Raw genomic sequence first — 4,326 nt, 5'->3', positions numbered from 1 at the left:
TCACGACCACTTTCTTCAATGAGCTTGGGCAAGGGCGAGCCCCCCCCGCCCCCAAGAATGGGAGAGCCAATGTGGCTGGTGAGCAGGTAGCCACACTCCGAGCAGAAGCCCTCATCGGCGGGCGCGAGGGTGTTGCAGACCGGGCACGCCCCCGCCACAACAAGCGCCCCACCCGCCGCTGAACCCATCCCCTGGCCCCTTCCCTGTTCCAGGGAAGGGGAAGAGCTGCGTTTGGTATCGTACTCGGCGCGTTTTTGGGGATCTTTGAGCGTGTCGAAGGCATCCATCAGGATCGCGAACTTGTCCGGGTCTTGCTGGGCCTCGGGGGTTTTCTCGCGCATGGCGGTGCGAATCTCGCTCTCCGTAGCGCTTTGGGAGACGCCGAGAATGGCGTAGTAGTCGGTCATGAGCGTTTTCCTAAGTCTAGGCTGTAGATGGTGCCGATCAGCGTTTTCTCCGCGCCGCCGGTGTCGCCGCGCTGGGCGGCTTGGGTGGCCATCTGGACGGTCTTGGCGGCCTCGGTGTTGCCTTGCTGGGTGAACATCTGCTGCGTTTTATTAAGAGCAGCGGTTAGATCCGCGAGGTTGAGCTGCTGGGTGCGCATGCCCATCATGGTTTTCTCCAGATCGCGGGCGGCTTGCATAGAGTTTAGTTCTTGCGCAACTAGCGGATCAGCGCCTGAAGGGACTCGCGTAGCATCGCCCGTGAACTCAACAACCGCATTGGCAGTGAGGGTCTCGCGCTGGCCGGTCGCGCCATCGTCCCAGGAGAGGATCACTTTCGCCGTGCGGAAGGTCGCGGATGCGTGTGGATCGTAGTCCACCTCCCAGAGCTTGGTGACGGTTGCGCCGCGCTCGATATCGGGCAAGGAGATGGCGGCATGGCGTGCACCTAGCTCGGGTGGGGAGCCGTAGCACTGGCGCACCGTGACCCCGCGTGGGAGCGTGAGAGTGAGGCGGATGTTCTTGGCGGTCACTCCTAATATCGTCAGCATCTCCTTCTGGAAAACCTCGGGGATCTGCTCGGGGCGCTCGATATAGTAGTAGTTCCCCCCGGAGCGTCGGGCGATCCCGGCCATCAGCTCCTCGTTGTACTCCGGCCCAAAGCCCAGCGCCGTGACCGTGATGCCACGATTTTTCAGATCGGCGACCTGCTGGACAATGCTCTGGAAGTCTTTGAGTCCCGCGGTCGGCTCGCCATCGGTCAGCAATAGAACCCGCGTGACGTAGCCCGCCATCGGCACCGACGCAACTTGCGAGCCGCCGGCGTAGAGGCCATCAAAGAGATTGGTCGTGGTTCCGGCGACAATGCGCTGGATGTGCTGCTTGATGAGATTGGGGTCGGTCACACGCCGCGCGGGCATGAGCACCTCAACGGATTCCTCAAACGTGACGATGGAGAGCACATCGTCGGGGGTGAGCAAGTCCACCACGTGCTCACAGGCCTTCTTGACGTACTGGATCGGGGAGCCGTCCATCGAGCCCGAGCGGTCGATCACCAGGCAGACATTCACCGGCAAGCGCTTGCCTCCCGGCACAAAGCCCCCCGCGCCACCCGCTGAGATCTGCGTCAGTACGTGCGCCCGTGTCCGATCCCCCGCAAAGGCGTAGCGATTGCTCACTTTAACATTGAGCACCAGCGACGGCCCGCCCCCCCCGCCCCCAAGATTGGGGGAGCCAGGGTAGCCCATAACCGTGGGCTGCGCCATCTGGGTTCGGTTGGGATCGCCCCCCATCATTGTCGGATTCACGCGAATTGTCTGATCCATCTATTGGCTCCAATCTTCTATTTGCAAACCGGGAACTCGGCTAAAATCACGTAAATTACGTGTTACCAATATCGCTTCAAACTCTAGGGCTATCGCAGCAATGCGCAAGTCCATCTTTCGAACATTTGTCTTTAACTCCAATAGCTCTCGGTACCGTCGGATAGCATCACGAGTAAACGGCAAGATACGAAAATTTTGCAGAAGCTCAATGCTCTGCCCCAGGCTCGCGTAGCCAAGCGCGAGCCGCTCATCGGTGGTTGCCTTACGCAAAACATCGTACCAACCTGAGATCTGCTCCTCAACCGTAATAATGCTAACCGCCAGGCTGAGAGGCGAGGTAGACAAGATCTTTTGAGTGACAAGTGCATCACCTCGCGAAAAAAGTGAGAGTGTGTCCGTGTCGAGAACATAGAGACTCACTTGCTTTCGTCAAGCTCCTGACGGCGCTGAGCGATTACTTCTTGCCAATCCTCAAAGACAGGATTGTCGCGAAACATACCCGCAAAGCGTGCCAAGGGATGTGACTGTGGCGTTCCTGGCCAATCAATCACCCGTGCACCCGCAGGGAGCTGTGCCGCGAAGACCTCCTGAAGACGGCCCAGTGCTTCTTTATCATCACGCCCCTCCGCAGAGATACTATCGCGGCCTAAAAGAGTAGCCCGCACCCCTTGTGTGGTTGGCTCTAATAAAACTTGCATAAAATTAATCCCTAGATAACCGTAGGTCGTAGCGCTGGTGCGCAGAGCCAATAAAGAGCAAGATAAAGGCCCATGTCATCCCCCCACAAAACCTTATGACAGCATTCTGCGCTCCTAGCCGAAAAACCTGAGTTACAGCCCACATTACGACTACGTTACAAAACCCAAAGACGCTATAGAGTATCCACAAAGGCATTGCTTTTACTCCACCCTCAGTGTACTGGTGCCAATCACGATCTGATCGCCCGGTGCAAGCGTGACTTTCGTAATGCGCTGGCCGTTGACAAACGTGCCGTTCGTGCTCCCCAGATCCTCCAGCGCCACCCCGCCGCCGTCGGACACAAGCTGGGCATGTCGCCGCGATGCCTTGGTGTCGGCGGGAAGCGCGGCGCTGTTGCCGGGATCGCGTCCAAAGACCAGCCCCGCTTGCAAGGCAAAGCTCTGCCCCGAGTGTGGCCCCGTAACAACAACCAACTTACTTCCCCCCCGCCCCCCGCCCAGCGGGGGAGCTTGTGGGATTGTGTATGGCGACACGCCGGGCTGGGCGACGGGCACGGCGGGGGCTTGCTTCACATCGCGGTTTTCGAGCACAGTGCGCTGACGGACTTGTTTTTCAAAGAACACCAGTACCCGATCCACGATCTGAATCTGGTCGCCCGAGCGTAGCTTCTGCTCACCTGTGATCTTTGCGCCATTGACCAAGACGCCAATCGGGGACTCACCGGTATCGCGGACGGCGTAGCCGCCGCTGGGAAGCGCGACCAGTAGCGCGTGGCTCCGCCCGATCTGCGCATTGCCAAAGAGCGGGATGTCGCACAGCTCGTTGCGGCCGATCTTGCTCTCGGCTTTCTCTAAAAGAATCTCTTTGCTGAACTCATTGCGGCCCACTTGGATCTTCACCCAAGCTTCTTTAAGCCACTCTTGAACCAGCGCGATAAACAGCCCGATCATCGCACCGGTGATCACAAAGCCCAGGGTGCGTGAGACGGCTCCGGCGCGGACTCCCGGCATCAGATACGGCGCGATCTCAAAGACTGCGCCACCGAGCAGGCCCCCAATCGCGCCACCGATCAGGCCATTGCGCCCCACGCGAACGCTCTGCTTGCGCCAGCCCTCGGCGGTTCCTGCGAGCGCCCCGATAAAGCACCAGCCGAGGCCACGGGCGATCACGTTGCCTAGAAACGCCAGCGGGTTGCGGGCCTTCTCCACATAGAGCGGCCCAAAGACCGCCATGCCAAACGTAATCCCCACAAACCCCGCTGCAATCCCGATTCCTAGCCCAAAGCCAATCGCGCGCACCCAGTCCCGCGTCCCCGACGCTAGGTTGGAGGCGACGCCAAAAAGCGCCCCCAGAAAACCGCCAAAGCACACCGCAGCACAGGTGGTGTTGTTCAGGTCGGTCTTGGTCGGTGGCCACTGGTCGGTGATGCGCAGGACTCCGGTGAGATCGGTGAGGAAGACCACCAGGAGCCCAGCGGCGGCTCCCGCCAGCAGAAAGAGAAGAATGCGTGAGGGGAAGTTCATTTACGGTTCCCCCCCCAGCCCCCGCTCAGCGGGGGGGAAAACCACTCACGCTTCATAGCGCAACCTCGACGAGCCGATCTTGATCTCATCACCGTGAGAGAGCACCTGGGGGTTGGCAAGGCGCTGGCCGTTGATAAAGGTTCCGTTGGCCGAGCCACTGTCGGAGAGCTCCCAGCCGGTACCGGTGGGCAGAAAGACCGCGTGCTTGCGGCTGACGGTGCTGTCGGTGGGGAGTGAGAGCGTATTGTCGGGCTCACGGCCCACAGTGAGGGCGTCCATCAGAGGGATCACTTTCCCTGCGGCGGGGCCGTGGTAGCCGACGAGCTTGGGCTGGCC

At 60.2% G+C, this 4,326-nt stretch carries 6 protein-coding genes; all 6 read right to left on the bottom strand.

Features of this window, described 5'->3' with window-relative positions; all coding sequences use genetic code 11:
• Positions 1-407: DnaJ domain-containing protein (locus AC1XOS_RS20220; RefSeq protein ID WP_481964020.1), on the bottom strand; the 407-nt coding region annotated here is incomplete at its 3' end.
• Complete coding sequence (locus AC1XOS_RS20215) at positions 404-1,768, bottom strand: vWA domain-containing protein (RefSeq protein WP_481964019.1); 1,365 nt, start codon at positions 1,766-1,768, stop codon at positions 404-406. The genes AC1XOS_RS20215 and AC1XOS_RS20220, both read right to left, overlap by 4 nt.
• Positions 1,769-2,188: a type II toxin-antitoxin system VapC family toxin gene (locus AC1XOS_RS20210; RefSeq protein ID WP_481964018.1), complete on the bottom strand. Its 420-nt coding sequence runs from the start codon at positions 2,186-2,188 to the stop codon at positions 1,769-1,771.
• Positions 2,185-2,466, bottom strand: coding sequence for a type II toxin-antitoxin system HicB family antitoxin (locus AC1XOS_RS20205; protein WP_481964017.1), 282 nt, complete (start codon positions 2,464-2,466; stop codon positions 2,185-2,187). The genes AC1XOS_RS20210 and AC1XOS_RS20205 overlap by 4 nt, the downstream gene beginning before the upstream one ends.
• Before the next feature lie 201 nt (positions 2,467-2,667).
• A complete protein-coding gene (locus AC1XOS_RS20200) occupies positions 2,668-3,990 on the bottom strand; it encodes an FHA domain-containing protein (RefSeq protein WP_481964016.1) in 1,323 nt (440 codons plus the stop codon).
• 45 nt (positions 3,991-4,035) lie between these two features.
• Positions 4,036-4,326, bottom strand: a 291-nt coding sequence (locus AC1XOS_RS20195) for an FHA domain-containing protein (protein ID WP_481964015.1), incomplete at its 5' end; no start/stop codon positions are given.

The sequence above is a fragment of the Armatimonas sp. genome (genome assembly GCF_964826245.1).
Note: the sequence above shows the minus strand (reverse complement) of the source record. Positions and strands in the feature narration are given on the sequence as shown.

What these genes read in the sequence shown, in the direction of transcription:
- AC1XOS_RS20215 (WP_481964019.1), bottom strand. Translation starts at nt 1,768, where the DNA reads ATGGATCAGACAATTCGCGTGAATCCGACAATGATGGGGGGCGATCCC.
- AC1XOS_RS20200 (WP_481964016.1), bottom strand. Translation starts at nt 3,990, where the DNA reads ATGAACTTCCCCTCACGCATTCTTCTCTTTCTGCTGGCGGGAGCCGCC.
- AC1XOS_RS20205 (WP_481964017.1), bottom strand. Translation starts at nt 2,466, where the DNA reads ATGCAAGTTTTATTAGAGCCAACCACACAAGGGGTGCGGGCTACTCTT.